Here is a 13,342-nt window from a genome sequence, read left to right as displayed (position 1 = left end):
TCACCTTCGCTGAGCCCTCGGCTCTCTGCTGCCCGAGTGTGCGCAGCACGACATTCGGGTGCCCTTTGGGTGCTGACCGTTGTGACGAGACGTTCTCTTGTTCGTACTCTCGCTTCGGAGCTACCTCGATGCCTTTCGCTCTCTATCTTCTTGCCCTGGTGGTATTCGCCATGGGCACTTCCGAGTTCATGCTCGCCGGCCTCGTGCCCGACATCTCCTCACACTTCGATGTCTCCGTGGGAACCGCTGGTCTTCTGACATCGGCGTTTGCCGCAGGCATGGTGATCGGCGCACCTACGATGGCCGCGCTCACTCGTCGCCTCCCTGTGAAATCGACACTCTTGGGTTGCGTGTTTGTATTCGCGGCGGCACATGTCGTCGGGGCGCTGACCGCTGAGTTCAGTGTTCTGTTCATCACGCGTGTGATCGCCGCGATTGTCAATGCGGGCTTCTTGGCGGTCGCGCTGGGTGCGGCGACGAAGCTCGTGGCACCCGACGCTAAAGGTCGGGCCGTGGCGGTTCTGCTGGCGGGTACCACCGTCGCAACCGTCGCCGGCGTCCCGGCGGGTGCTCTACTTGGTGCGGCACTTGGCTGGCAATCGACGTTCTGGGCGATCGCTCTACTCTGTGCCCCCGCTGCGATCGGCATTGCCGTGGGCTTCACCAATCAAGCTGACGACACGTCAAGGGAGGATTCGTCCTCGACCTCGCTGCGGGTGGAGTTGGCGCAGCTTGCCTCTCCGCGCCTCGTTCTAACGATGATGGTGGCTTCCCTGGTGAATGCCGGCACCTTTGCGACGCTGACCTTCCTCGCGCCGATCGTTACAGATACCGCCGGCATGAGCCAGTGGTCGGTGTCGGTGGCGCTTGTGCTCTTCGGCGTCGGTTCCTTCATGGGTGTCACTGTTGCAGGACGGCTCTCGGATGCCCGACCTCGAATCGTGATCGTGGCCGGGGGAAGCGGTCTTTTGCTCGGGTGGATCGCGTTGACGTTCTTCGCGACGAACCCCGTTGCCCTGCTCGGGCTCGTTTTCGCGCAGGGTGTGTTGGGGTTCGCTGTCGGGAGCACGCTGATTACGCGAGTGCTGTATTCGGCAGCGGGTGCGCCCACCATGGCGGGCTCGTACGCGACCGCGGCACTCAACGTGGGCGCAGCAGTCGGTCCCGTGCTGGCCGCTGCCGCGCTCGGCGTGGTACCCGGCGCGCTCGGACCCGTATGGGTGGCCGTCATCACGACCGCAGCCGCCTTGCTGCTCACCATTTCCCTTCTACGGCTGATCGCACCCGCCAAGAGCTAAGTGTCCAAGTGGCCCACGCGAACTCGCCCTGCTTGACCGCTCGTCTACTCCAATCCGGGAGCTACGCGCGACACCCGGCGAGGCGATCCGGCAACCCCAGACGATCATGGCAAGGCATGCCGGGCAGATGGTGGATCTCGACGTCGAGGACTTCGGACGCATATCCAACCTCGACGGTGGGCGGGCGCACGGCAGCGGCAGCCCCGAGGCTCGTGCCGCTGCCCGGGGTAGAACCCGAGGAGCACGAGCCAGGTACGGCTACCTCCATTTCGCGATCGACGGGCACACCCGCGTGGCATACACGGAATCGCTCGAAAACGAACTGGCCACCACCGCCGTCGCGTTCCTGAACCGGGCCCGCGAGTGATTCGCCGCGCACCGCATCACCCACGTCGAGCGGATGATCACCGAGAACGGCGCTTGCTACCGTTCTGCGGCACCATCACGGGTCAACAATGTCTTGGCCTCATGCAGCTAGTCGCGCGGGCGAGCAGGGAGATCGTCGTCGCTGATCGGCTCGGTCAACAGTTCGTCAACGGGCTCGGTGAGCTGCTCGTCTTGCGCGTCACCCGCGTCGTCTCCCTCAGCATCACTCGAATTGGAGTCACTGGGGAGCGGCTCGATGAAGTCGGTGTCGAAGCCGAACATGCGATCCTCATCGAGGGCCTCGAACGCGGCCGTCTCCGAGAGCCTGTCTGGCACGTCGGGTGTCTGCTCGAGCAGTTCGATCGCGGCTGCTTCGTTGATGGGGTTGCGGCCGGGAACGGGAGCCTCGAGAATGCTGAGCCGGTCAACGAGGCGGTCAAGCATGCCGACGGCGTCGTCGATAACTTCGCTGTCGTGCGCGTCGACGCCGTGCAAGAGCCACTTCGCAATCTCGAGCTCGTGGTAGAGCGCCGCTCTGCCGCGCAGGGCGGCCGAATCCCCGACGCCGGAGCGCTTCGCGTACCGCGAGACCACGGCGTCGAAGACTCCGTCGCCGGCTTCGAGCAGCCACGCCAGGTCGCTCGCCGGGTCACCGACAGACAGCCCTGACCAGTCGAGCACCCCGACCACGCGGTCGTCGTCGACGAGCAGCGCATCGGCCGTGAACGCACCGTGCACCATGCGCGGCTCGAAGTCCCACAGCTCGGCCGCCTCCAGCACCTCATTCCAGCGCGCATTCACTGTCTCGGGCAGATAGCGGGTGGCCTGCGCCCGGTCGACGAGCCGGGTCACGAGCAGGCGCTGATCCCGAGCGGTTCGCTCCACGAGGCCGCCCTGCTGAGCGACGCTCCGCGGGAGCGAATGGATCGCGGCGAGACTCCCCGCAATCGAGTCGATGAGGATCGCGTCAGACGCAAGATCCGAGACATCAAATCGCGCGCCGGGAAGGTACGTTGTCGCGACCGCGCGCGTGTCACCGGCGCGCGTCATGCCGAGCGAGCGCGGCACCTCGAACGGGAGCTCGGCGCGGGCGCCGTCGGTGAGGGCCGCGAGCCCGAGCAGCGCGGCCGACTGCTGCGTTTCGGCCTGCTGGGTGCGCGGCACGCTCACGATGACCTCGTCGTCTGGCGTTGTCAGCACGGCGGCGGCGAACTCCTCGCCCGCCGAGTGGTGCGGCCGCACCGCGACCGCGACGAGGCCGGGCACCGCCGATGTTGCGAGCGCTGCGAGGGTGAGGGTGAGGGACGCCATGCCAATTAGCGTAGGCACTGGGCGAGGATCATGCGCTGCGCCACGCGCACCGAACAGGAGTCTCTGAGCAAAAGCTGCGTTGGGCAGCGCGAGAAGTCTGAGAAGATCGATGTATGAGTGTGGAACGCGTGCCATTGGCTGGGGGACTGATCGATCGAGACGCGCCGACGCGCGGCTCGGCCGAAGCCCTCGAAGCGGCCTGGGCGGCTCCCGGCGCGCTCGTGCTGCGCGTGAGTGGCCCCAACATCCCCGTGACGGAAGCCAGCCGCGGCCTTGCGCTGCTGCCGACCTCCGCGGTGCCCACGCCCGCGTCTGAACGGGTGTACCTTGGGCGGCGCGACGGAACACCCGTGTTTGCCGTGGCCGCGAACGCGGAAGCGAGCGAGGGTGCAGGGGATGCGGGTGCCGAGGGGCCCGCAGGACCCGCTGCCGAGCCGGGCGTGAGCTGGCGGCACACCTTCCAAGCGGCGCTGCACCTCGAACCGGCAGAGCGCGAGCTCGTCACGATGGCGCTCGCCGTGCTGCGGTGGCACGAGTCTGCCACGTTCTCGCCCCGCGACGGTGAGCCCACCGAGGTCGCCGACGGCGGGTGGTCGCGGCGAACCGCGGGCGGTGCTGAGCTGTTTCCGCGCACGGACCCCGCGGTCATCGTGCTGATTACTCACGGCGACCGGGTGCTGCTCGGCTCGAACGTGCTCTGGGAATCCGGGCGGTTCTCGCTGCTCGCGGGGTTCGTTGAGGCTGGCGAGACCCTTGAGAACGCGGTGCGGCGCGAGGTGTTCGAGGAGGCCGGGGTGCGCGTGGGCGAGGTGACCTACGTTGCTTCGCAGCCATGGCCGTTCCCGCGCTCCCTCATGCTCGGGTTCCGGGCCGAGCTCGCCGAGGGGCAAGACCCCGAGGCGCTCATCGCAGACCCCACCGAGATCTCCGAGCTTCGCTGGTTCACCCGCGATGAAGTGCGCTCACCGCACGCGGGGCTCGGCCTTCCCGGCGCCCTGTCGATCGCCGGCTGGATGCTCGACAGCTGGGCGCGGGGCGACGTCTCGTGACGGGCGACGCCGGGGGCATCCTCGACGCGCTCGACCCCGACCAGCGCCAGATCGCCGAGGCCCTTCGCGGGCCGGTCTCCGTGCTCGCGGGCGCGGGAACGGGCAAGACCCGCGCGATCACCCACCGCATCGCCTACGGCGTCAAAACGGGCGCGTACGATCCGCAGCGCGTGCTCGCGGTGACCTTCACCCGGAAGGCCGCGGGCGAGCTGCAGGGGAGGCTGCGCGAGCTCGGCGCCGACGGCGTCCGAGCGCGTACCTTCCACGGAGCGGCGCTCGCGCAGCTCAGCCATTTCTGGCCGCAGTTCGTCGGGGGAGACGCGCCGCAGGTGCTCCCCGGCAAGGTTGCCGCGATCTCGCAGACCGTCGAATCGATGGGGTTGCGGCTCGGCGCCGAGACCCTTCGCGACATTGCCGCCGAGATCGAGTGGCGAAAGGTGTCGCTGCTGAGTATCGACGCGTACGCGCAGCACCTCCCGCTCAGGCCAGCGCTCGCCGGGGTAGACAGCGAAAAGCTCATTGATATTCACGACGGATACACGAAGCTCCTCGAAGAGCGAAAGCAGATCGACTTCGAGGATGTGCTCGTGCTGCTCTCCGGCATGCTCGAGGTCGAGCCGCGCGCCGCGCTGCAGGTTCGCGAACAGTACCGCTTCTTCACCGTCGACGAGTTCCAAGACGTTTCGCCCCTCCAGCACCACCTGCTGAAGCTCTGGCTCGGCGCGCGCGACGACCTGTGCGTCGTCGGCGACGCGAGCCAGACCATCTACTCGTTTGCCGGGGCATCGAGCTCGTTCCTGCTACGGTTCGGCGCCGAGTACCCGAACGCGCGCGAGTTCCGGCTTGAACGCAACTACCGGTCGACTCCGCCGATCGTGCTCGGGGCGAACAAGCTCATGCGCGACAAGCCTGGCGCGCTGCAGCTCAGCCCCATGCGCGGTGTCGAGGGCACAGGCGACGGCGCTCCGGCGTCAGCGCGGGGGGTCACACCCACGCCCCCGCAGTTCTCCTGGTTCCAAACGGAGCAGGACGAGGCGCGCGCCGTCGCCCAGGCGATCAGGATGGCCCGCGCGAGCGGCACCCCGGCCTCAGACATCGCGGTGCTGTACCGCACCAACGCGCAGTCAGCGAGGATCGAGGAAGCGCTCGCGAGCGAAGGCATCCCGATCCGTGTACACGGTGCGCAGCGGTTCTACGACCGAGCCGACGTTCGACGGGCGATCCTCCTCATCCGCGGCCAGGCGAAGGCAGGCGACGATAGGCCACTGTTCCAGATCGTGAGCGACATGCTGCGGGAGGTGGGGTGGTCAGCCAAGCCACCCGAGGGCTCCGCGGAGCGCGAGCGCTGGGAGGCGCTCAACTCGATCCTCTCGCTCGCCGACGAGATGCCGGCCGGCACGACGATCGTGAAGTTCAGTGAGGAGCTCCTCGCGCGCCAGCGCTCGCAGCACGAGCCCAAGGTGGAGGCCGTGACGCTGAGCGCGGTGCACGCCGCGAAGGGCCTCGAGTGGCCGCTCGTGCACGTCGTCGGGCTGAGCGAAGGGATCTTTCCGATCTCTCACGCGCAGACCGAGCAGGCGATCGAGGAGGAACGGCGGCTCGCCTACGTCGCCTTCACTCGTGCGCGCGACGTGCTGCTCCTCTCGGGGTTCGCGAGCGCGGCCCGGGTGTCTCGCGTGCCGTCTCGATTTGTGGCGGAGGCCGGGGTCGGGCACTGATCGCGCAGCCACACTCGGTGTGCGTGCGAATTCGGGTGAGCTTGGGGAACGCTGACAGCGTGCCCCCAGCGACCGGGAGCTCGAGTTGCCGGTCGTGCACCCAGCGTTCGCGCCGCCGCCAGGCGCTGAGGAAGTACACCGCGACGGCGGCGGTGAGCTGCGCGACCTCGGGTGTCTCGCTACTCGGAACCGTGCCGTACAGCTGCGAAGCGATCGCGGGAAGTGCCGGGTCAGCGTCGGTGAGGTGCAGCCCCTCGCAGCCGTGACACGGCGCCCCGTCGGGCGCGACGAGCGGGCCGATGCGAGCCGCGTCGTCGGTAAACCTGAGCATGAGGTGCGGTATGCCCGCGCGCAGCCACCGTGCGGTGCGGCCGAGGGGTTCGAGGAACCGGTGCACCTCGATCACGAGGTCGGGCTGCGCCGTCGTTCGTCTGAGGTCGCAGGCGCCCGGCCCCTCGAGCGCCGCCCGCAGCCCGGGTACTTCGCGCCCGTCGTCCGAGAGTCGCGCGGTGAGCGTCGGCACACCCGCGGTGCGCACCCGCGTGCCTGCTGCGCCCTGGAGCGCTGGTGGCGCGGGGAGCTTGGGCGACGCCCGGAGCTCTGCGGCCGGGGTGAACCCGGCTGAGCCCGAGTGTTGGGCGCCTACCCCCTCGGCGAGCCGCTGCCGAGCCCCGCCCTGGGCAACAGCGGTATAGCGGAGCACGGGGGAGAGGTCTGCGAGCACGCGATCAACGACGCGTGTGCCGCTCTCTGCGAGCTCGGCCTTCGTAGCGCCCCGGATGAGCTTCGCTATGACGACCTGGCTCGCTGGAGATGACGCGGCGACGCGCGCGAGCGCCCGGTCGAACCCGACGCGAATGGTCGTCTCGTTTTCCCAGACGACGGGATGGTCGGGGGCGATCTGTGTGAGTGGGAGTGTGGAAGGCATGCAAGCAGTGTCGCCCCGCGGGCACCGCGGGGCGACGTTCTCCACAGTGCCGGCTCTGGAGGGCCGGGCCAGTCAGGGCTGTGCGCGAAGCGGCCCGGGCGGCGGGGTCCGCGCTCCAGCCACCCGGGCCGGGAACCTACTGCTTGGGCGTGTCCTCGGGGGAATCGTCCTCAGGCGCCTCACCGTGGCCGGCCGCGGTGTCGCCGTCGTTCGAGGGCAGCTCGCTGCTCAGCAGCTTACGCAGCTCATCGTCAAATGGGTCAGCTTCGGGCGCACCGTCGCCGAGCAGGCCGATTCGGCTGAGCAGCAGATCGGGAGCGTCGAGCTCCTCAGCTGTCGGCATGATGTCGGGGTGTGACCAGAGCCCGTCGCGGGCGGCGATGCCACCGCGGTCAGCGACAGCCCGCCACATCGCGGCGGCCTCACGGAGCCTGCGCGGGCGCAGTTCCAGGCCCGCGAGCGCGGCGAAGGCACGTTCGCCTGGCCCGCCCGTCGCGCGGCGTCGGCGCACCATCTCCGCGATCGCACCCGCGCCCGGAAGGCGGCTCGTCGCGTCTTCGGTCACGATGTCAACCCAGCCCTCGATGAGCGCGAGCATCGTCTCGAGGCGCTCGTGAGCGGCCTCCTGCGACGCGGTCTTCGGCGGAATGAGCGCGCCGCTCGCGAGGATCTCCTGAATCTGTTCCGGTTGCGACGGATCCAAATCGCGCGACAGCTCCTCGATCCGGTCGGTATCGATATGGATCCCGCGCGCGTAATCCGTGATCGCCGTAAGGAGGTGCAGCCGCAGCCACTTGGTGTGCCGGAACAGCCGCGCGTGCGCGAGCTCGCGCACGGCGAGGTAGAGGGTGACCGCCTCGAGATCCTGATCCAGGCCCTCCGCGAACTTCTGAATGCCGCTCGGCAAGAGCGCCCCGCCCTCGAATCCCGGGCCCTCAAAGAGCGGGATCCCAACGTCGCCGGCCGAGACGACCTCGCCCGAGAGCTGCCCGACGATCGAGCCGAGCTGCACGGCGAACAGTGCGCCGCCGACGCTTCGAAGCATTGGGGTCGCCTGCTGCAACGCTGCGGCCATCTCCTCGGGGAGCTGCGTGCTCATCGAGTTCATGAGCGCCTGTGAAACGGACTCCGCGACGGGCTCCGCCAGGCTGATCCACGTGTCAATCGACCGCTGAACCCACTCGATCCTGTTGACCGTGCGCGGCGAGTCAGACACCGGGCCGAGCTCGGTCGCCTCATCGAGCCACAGTGACGCGAGTGGGAAGGCGCGGTTCGCCGGACCGGGATCCGCAGATGTCTCGCCACCAGCGGCATCGAGCGCGGTGCGGCGCGCGACCGACCAGTCAATCTTGTCGCTCGGGTTCGACATCGCCCCGCGCAGCGTCGAGAACAGCGCGTTCAGCACCGCGGGGTCTGCCGAGATGCCGGCAGCATTGGCGAGCACGCTCGGATCAAGCTCGCCGTCCTGTTGACCGCTCAGCATGTTCTGCAGCATCCGCTGCAGTTCCTCAAAGTTTGGCCCCGACGAGTCGTTGGGGCCGTCTGGCTGCATATCGTCGTTGCTCACGGCGTTCTCCTCATGCCTCGTACACGAATAACGCTACGGCACGCGAGGTGTGACGGCACCGAGAGATGCGGCATTTCATTGCGCCCACTGCGAACAGGTGTCGCCCGATTGCGGCTCGCACAGGAATTTCAGCGGCTAAACGCTACGCTTGGAGGGTGACCGAACAGACTACTTCTGCCCCCCGATCGCGCCGTCTTTCCCCGCTCGCAATCACGATTGTTCTCGTGGTAGCGCTGATTATCGCGTTCCTCGCGGTCTCGTCAGTGATGACTGAGGTCCTGTGGTTCAACCAGCTCGGGTACCTGCCCGTGTTTGCGACGCAGTGGATCGCGGCAGGCGCCATGTTCATCGTCGGCTTCCTTGCGATGTCGATCCCGGTGTTCCTCGCCATCGACATTGCCTACCGCAAGCGGCCCGTCTACGCACGGTTGACCGCGCAGCTTGACCGCTACCAGGAGGTGGTTGAGCCCCTGCGGCGCCTCGTAAAGTGGCTGCTCCCCGCCGTGCTCGGCATCTTCGCTGGCATCGCTGCCGCGTCGAGCTGGCGCACCGTGCTGCTGTGGTGGAACTCCGAACCCGCTGGCGAAAAAGACGCGCAGTTCGGCTTCGACATCTCCTTCTTCCTTTTTGACCTGCCCCTCTGGCAGTCGGTGACGGCGTTCGCCTCGGCGGTCGTACTCATCGCGCTGCTAGTCGGCGCCGCGACGAGCTACCTCTACGGCGGTATCTCGTTCAACGAGCGCGAGGTGCGTGTGTCGAAGTCGACGCGCATCCAGACCGCGATCCTCGCGACGATCTACCTCGCGATCCAGGCTGTGAGCCTCTGGCTCGATCAGTACTCGACCGTGACGAGCACTGAGGGCTACGCCACGGGCGCCATGTACTCGAGCGTGCACGCGACGATCCCGGGCAAGCAGATTCTCGCCGGCATCGCGGCGATCGTTGCCGTGCTGTTCATCGTGACCGCGGTGACAGGCAAGTGGCGCATCCCCGTGATCGGCACCGCGCTGCTCATCGTCTCGAGCCTCGTGCTCGGGGTCGGATATCCATGGGCGATCCAGCAGTTCCGCGTCGTGCCCGACGAGCAGAGCATGGAGTCTGAGTACATCTCGCGAAACATCGATGCGACGCGAAAGGCCTACGGCCTCGACGAGGTCAAGGTTGAGCGCTACGACGCGGTCACCGACGCTGAGCCCGGCGCGCTACGCAACGACGCCGTCGCAACCTCGAACATCCGCATCATGGACCCCGAGGTTATTTCGCGAACCTTCGCGCAGCTCGAGCAGTCGAAGCAGTACTACAAGTTCCCGAAGTCGCTGAACGTCGACCGCTACGAGCTTGACGGCCAGGTCGAAGACACCGTCTCGGCCATCCGCGACATCGACATCTCGGGGCAGAAGAGCTGGTACAACCGCACCCTCGTCTTCACCCACGGCTACGGCCTCGTCGCCGCCTACGGCAACCAGCGCTCGCCCGGAGGCGAGCCGGTGTTCCTCGAGAGCGGCATTCCCACGAGCGGCCGCCTCGGCGAGTTCGAGCCGCGCGTCTACTTCGGTATGGACTCGCCCGAGTACTCGATCGTTGGTGGCGAGCGCGACAAGTCGATTGAGCTCGACTTCCCGTCGGATATCGAGAGCACGCCGGAAGCCCCAGCTGCAGACGCCGAGGACGCGAGCCCAGCTGAGGACAACGCCGACGCAGAGACGACAGGCGATAATAAGGCGGCCGAGGGCGAGCAGGCGGCCGATGCCGAGCAGCCCGCGGACGACGCCGCTGCCGCGGACGACTCGGCCACCGAAGCCCCCGCGGAGGGAGCAACCGAGGGTGACCCGAACGCCGCTGAGGGCGACGTTGAGGCTGCCGTTGGCGGCCGTGCGAACCTCACCACGTTCAAGGGCGAGGGCGGGCCGACGCTCAACAACATCTTCGCGAAGATCATGTTCGCGCTGAAGTTCCAGGACGTCGAGATTCTCCTTTCTGGCGCCGTCGTCGACGGCTCCCAGATCTTGTTTGACCGCAACCCGGTTGAGCGCGTGCAGAAGGTCGCGCCCTACCTCACGATCGACGCCGCACCGTATGCGTCGGTGGTGGATGGCAAGCTGAAGTGGATCATCGACGGCTACACGACCTCTGCGCAGTACCCGTACTCCGAGATCACCGACATGAACGCGCTGACGGTTGACGCTGACAACCAGCGCGCGAGCATGCTCGCGAAGCCGGTGAACTACATTCGCAACTCGGTGAAGGCAACCGTTGACGCCTACGACGGCAGCGTCGACCTCTACGCCTGGGACAGCGAGGATCCGCTCCTGAAGTCGTGGAGCAAGATCTTCCCGGGCACGCTCAAGAGCGTCGACGACATGAGCGGCGAGCTGCTCAGCCACGTGCGCTACCCAACCGACATGTTCAAGGTGCAGCGCGAGGTGCTGAGCAAGTACCACGTGACCGACTCCGGGGCGTTCTACTCGGCTGAGGACGCGTGGCGTACGCCCGACGACCCGGTAGCGAGCGCGAACGAGAACGAGCGCAACCCGGCGCAGCCGCCGTACTACCTGACGCTGTCGGCGGGCAAGGGCGCGGACCCGACGTACTCGATCTACTCGACGTACATCCCCGACGCCCGCGGTGAGACCGCTCGCGATATCCTCACCGGGTATCTCGCGGCGAACTCGAACGCGGGTTCCGAGGCTGGCAAGGTGTCTGAGGACTATGGAACGCTCAAGCTCCTCACCCTGCCGAAGAGCAACACCATTCCCGCGCCGGGCCAGGTGCAGAACAGCTTCAACACCGACCCGAAGGTGTCGACGGAGCTGAACCTGCTGCGCCAGGGCGGCACGCGAGTGATTAGCGGCAACCTGTTGACCCTGCCCGTTGGTGGCGGCCTGCTGTACGTGCAGCCGGTCTACCTCGAGGCGTCGACGGGCACGAAGTTCCCGCTGCTGCAGAAGGTGCTCGTCTCGTTCGGTGACGACATTGCCTTCGAGGACACCCTCGACAAGGCGCTCGACGAGCTCTTCGGGGGCAACTCCGGGGCGAACGCGGGCGATGGCGATGGTGATGGTGATGGCGCTGTCGAGCCAGATCCCGGTACCGGCGGCGAACCGCAGCAGCCGGGCGACGGCTCCAGCACGCCGCCCGCCCTGAAGCAGGCACTGCAGGATATGAAGAAGGCGATCGACGATCGAACCGCCGCTATGAAGGACGGCGATCTCACGAAGTTCGCCGAAGCTGACAAGCGACTCGAAGAGGCGTTTGAGCGGGCGCTGGCTGCGGGGAACTAACGCCAGAACACAGAAGGGGTGCGGCCACGGCCGCACCCCTTTTTGTGTCTTCGGTCATGGAATTAGGCCCACCCAGGCCCCCACCGTATGTGATCGACGATGCCTCTGGCTGCCGGGCCTCGAAACGACATGCGAACTGCAGATCACATGGTTATTGACTGCCTGAGCGACCTCACGGGCACAGCAAAGGGGCCCGAGTCGGAAGACCCGGGCCCTGCGGGAGCAAAGCTTGAGGCTAGAGCCAGCGGAACGCTAGCGGCTCAGCATCGCGCGGTCTACGAGCTTGTGCACCACGCCGAGGGCGATGATCAGCGCGAGCGACACGACCGCCACCGTTCCGAAGTACTGCGCCTCTGCGCCCTCGCGGTACGACTGCGAGATCCACCCCGCGAACGTCGAGCCGCCTGCCATGGTGAGGAAGTACAGCGCGGTCATCTGCGAGGTGGCCGCCTTCGGCGCGAGCTCGGCCGTGAATGACAGGGCAGATGGTGCGAAGAGCGACTCTCCGAACGCGAAGAACACCATGACCAGCAGGGCGATCGCGAGAGGCATAGTGACGCCTGCTCCGAGCCCGAAAGGCACAATCACCGCGGCACCGGCCGACATCGCGATAACTCCGACCACGAGCTTTGTCACGGGCCGCATGCGCGCCGCTCGGCTGCGGGTCCAGAGCACAGCGAGGAGCGCCGTGATGCCGGCCACGGCGAGGCTCTCGAGCGTTACGATGAGCGACGGCGGTACGGTCGCCGAGCCGACGTTGAGGTTGATCTTCGTGTCAGCAAAGACGGCGAACGCGGTGAAGAGCTGGAAGAGAAGCGTCCAGAACACGAGGCTCATCAGGAAGATGGGAACGTAGCGGACGACCCCGCGCCGCTCCTGCCGCGTGACCTGCTTGTTGGTGAGCAGCATTGTGAAGAGGCCGATCGTTGCGACGAGCACGATGAGGGCGACGACGTTGCTAATGTTGTCGGGCCGCACGAGACCGAATCCGACCGCGAGCGCGATCGCTGCGATGAGCGCGATTGTGATGATGATCCAGCGGGTCCGCTCGCTGGCGGGCAGCGGGTTCGGCACGGTCGCGGTGCTCGCCGGGAGCCGGCGCATGCCGAAGATGTACTGCCCGAGGCCGAGAGCCATGCCAGCGGCTGCCGCGCCGAATGCGACGTGGAAGCCCCACGCCTGGTTGAGCCAGCCCGTCACGAGCGGGCCCGCGAACGCACCGATCGTGATGCCCATGTAGTAGATCGAATACCCGGCATCGCGGCGCGGGCCGCCATTCGGGTACAGCTCGCCGACCATCATCGTCGTGTTGACTTTCAGGCCGCCCGTACCAATCACGATGAGGGCGAGGCCGACAACGAGGCCGAGGAGGCCGGGAACGATTGCGAGTAGCAGGTGGCCCGCAAGGATCGCCGAGCCGCCGACCAGCACGACGTATCGCGGGGCGAGCACGCGGTCTGCGACCCACGCGCCGACGATCTGGGCAATGTAGACGAGCCCGCCGTAGGAACCGGCGATGCCGAGGGCGACGGGGCGGGGGAGCTCGAGCCCGCCGTCTGTCAGCGAGTAGTACAGGTAGTACGCGAGGAGTACCTGGAGGCCGTAGAAGCTGAAACGCTCCCACATCTCGACGCCCGAGAGCGTGAGCAGGCCGCTCGGTTTCGCGTCGTCGACCACGATGCCGAGGGCGCTCGTCACTCCGGTTCCCGGGTGCGTGCTGGTGTCGGCTTGGCGGGGTTTCGTCATTGATTCTCCATGTGGCATACGGGCAGCTGCCGCTCCTGCCACTCGTGTCGAGCGCGCAGGTTGGGTGCTGCGGGTATC

At 67.2% G+C, this 13,342-nt stretch carries 9 protein-coding genes; 5 read left to right on the top strand and 4 right to left on the bottom strand.

All coding sequences use genetic code 11. From position 1 onward, the window contains the following. Window positions 1–128 precede the first annotated feature (128 nt). On the top strand, window positions 129–1,298 hold the full coding sequence (locus FB468_RS05230) for a Cmx/CmrA family chloramphenicol efflux MFS transporter (protein WP_141886402.1): 1,170 nt from the start codon (window positions 129–131) through the stop codon (window positions 1,296–1,298). Between the two features lie 106 nt (window positions 1,299–1,404). After that, window positions 1,405–1,665 (top strand): hypothetical protein, encoded by a 261-nt coding sequence (locus FB468_RS05225; RefSeq protein ID WP_141886401.1) that lies wholly within the window; start codon window positions 1,405–1,407, stop codon window positions 1,663–1,665. Window positions 1,666–1,772: 107 nt separating this feature from the next. Here FB468_RS05225 and FB468_RS05220 read toward each other — a convergent pair whose 3' ends face one another. After that, window positions 1,773–2,975 (bottom strand): phosphotransferase, encoded by a 1,203-nt coding sequence (locus FB468_RS05220; protein WP_141886400.1) that lies wholly within the window; start codon window positions 2,973–2,975, stop codon window positions 1,773–1,775. A 113-nt stretch (window positions 2,976–3,088) separates the two neighbouring features. Here FB468_RS05220 and nudC point away from each other — a divergent pair, with 113 nt between their 5' ends. Further along, on the top strand, window positions 3,089–4,024 hold the full coding sequence (gene nudC, locus FB468_RS05215) for an NAD(+) diphosphatase (RefSeq protein ID WP_141886399.1): 936 nt from the start codon (window positions 3,089–3,091) through the stop codon (window positions 4,022–4,024). Continuing rightward, window positions 4,021–5,742, top strand: a complete 1,722-nt coding sequence (locus FB468_RS05210) for an ATP-dependent helicase (protein WP_141886398.1) — start codon at window positions 4,021–4,023, stop codon at window positions 5,740–5,742. Before nudC ends, FB468_RS05210 begins: the two co-directional genes overlap by 4 nt. On the opposite strand, the gene FB468_RS05205 is transcribed toward FB468_RS05210, so the two are convergent. Together FB468_RS05205 and FB468_RS05200 are read right to left on the bottom strand one after the other, a co-directional pair. Continuing rightward, window positions 5,639–6,670 carry a hypothetical protein gene (locus FB468_RS05205; protein WP_141886397.1) on the bottom strand — a complete coding sequence of 344 codons (1,032 nt, stop codon included), beginning with the start codon at window positions 6,668–6,670 and terminating at the stop codon, window positions 5,639–5,641. The genes FB468_RS05210 and FB468_RS05205 overlap by 104 nt on opposite strands. A 136-nt stretch (window positions 6,671–6,806) precedes the next feature. Further along, window positions 6,807–8,237 carry a zinc-dependent metalloprotease gene (locus tag FB468_RS05200; RefSeq protein WP_246055764.1) on the bottom strand — a complete coding sequence of 477 codons (1,431 nt, stop codon included), beginning with the start codon at window positions 8,235–8,237 and terminating at the stop codon, window positions 6,807–6,809. A gap of 155 nt (window positions 8,238–8,392) precedes the next feature. Here FB468_RS05200 and FB468_RS05195 point away from each other — a divergent pair, with 155 nt between their 5' ends. Next, on the top strand, window positions 8,393–11,518 hold the full coding sequence (locus FB468_RS05195; RefSeq protein ID WP_281290266.1) for a UPF0182 family membrane protein: 3,126 nt from the start codon (window positions 8,393–8,395) through the stop codon (window positions 11,516–11,518). Between the two features lie 252 nt (window positions 11,519–11,770). Here the strand turns inward: FB468_RS05195 and FB468_RS05190 are convergent, their stop codons facing one another. Beyond that, window positions 11,771–13,264, bottom strand: coding sequence for a peptide MFS transporter (locus FB468_RS05190; RefSeq protein WP_170219631.1), 1,494 nt, complete (start codon window positions 13,262–13,264; stop codon window positions 11,771–11,773). Window positions 13,265–13,342 lie beyond the last annotated feature (78 nt).

It is taken from the genome of Leucobacter komagatae (assembly GCF_006716085.1).
Taxonomy (GTDB): Bacteria; Actinomycetota; Actinomycetes; order Actinomycetales; family Microbacteriaceae; genus Leucobacter; species Leucobacter komagatae.
Note: the sequence above shows the minus strand (reverse complement) of the source record. Positions and strands in the feature narration are given on the sequence as shown.

Excerpts from the sequence above, each read along its gene's own strand:
- FB468_RS05230 (WP_141886402.1), top strand. The coding sequence starts at position 129 with ATGCCTTTCGCTCTCTATCTTCTTGCCCTGGTGGTATTCGCCATGGGC.
- FB468_RS05225 (WP_141886401.1), top strand. The coding sequence starts at position 1,405 with ATGGCAAGGCATGCCGGGCAGATGGTGGATCTCGACGTCGAGGACTTC.
- FB468_RS05220 (WP_141886400.1), bottom strand. The coding sequence starts at position 2,975 with ATGGCGTCCCTCACCCTCACCCTCGCAGCGCTCGCAACATCGGCGGTG.
- nudC (WP_141886399.1), top strand. The coding sequence starts at position 3,089 with ATGAGTGTGGAACGCGTGCCATTGGCTGGGGGACTGATCGATCGAGAC.
- FB468_RS05205 (WP_141886397.1), bottom strand. The coding sequence starts at position 6,670 with ATGCCTTCCACACTCCCACTCACACAGATCGCCCCCGACCATCCCGTC.
- FB468_RS05190 (WP_170219631.1), bottom strand. The coding sequence starts at position 13,264 with ATGACGAAACCCCGCCAAGCCGACACCAGCACGCACCCGGGAACCGGA.